This window comes from Pseudoflavonifractor capillosus, from assembly GCF_016902575.1.
GTDB classification, from domain to species: Bacteria; Bacillota; Clostridia; order Oscillospirales; family Oscillospiraceae; genus Enterenecus; species Enterenecus capillosus_A.
The window spans coordinates 1-306 of sequence record NZ_JACSNZ010000141.1 but is presented as its reverse complement, the minus strand read 5'-3'; the positions used below and the strand labels follow the sequence as shown (position 1 = coordinate 306).

Here is a 306-nt window from a genome sequence, read left to right as displayed (position 1 = left end):
TGGATCACCTCCTTTCTAAGGAGACTTCAACGAAGCTAGTTCTTTGTTGTAACGTCCTGGTCAGACTTCTGAGTGCGTTTCTCATTGTTTAATTTAGAGGGTGCAAACTCTCTTGTGTGGGGGTATAGCTCAGCTGGAAGAGCACCTGCTTTGCAAGCAGGGGGTCATCGGTTCGAGCCCGATTATCTCCACCACACGGGCCAATAGCTCAGCTGGCTAGAGCACACGACTGATAATCGTGAGGTCGATGGTTCGAGTCCATTTTGGCCCACCAGAGTCCATTGAGAATGGATATCAACATTCAAG

The 306-nt window shown here is 49.0% G+C and carries 2 tRNA genes; both read left to right on the top strand.

Annotated features, from left to right (window positions below):
* The first annotated feature begins 118 nt into the window (after positions 1 to 118).
* Positions 119 to 194 (top strand) — tRNA-Ala (locus tag H9X86_RS12265).
* A 3-nt stretch (positions 195 to 197) separates the two neighbouring features.
* Positions 198 to 274, top strand: a tRNA-Ile gene (locus H9X86_RS12260).
* Positions 275 to 306: the final 32 nt, after the last annotated feature.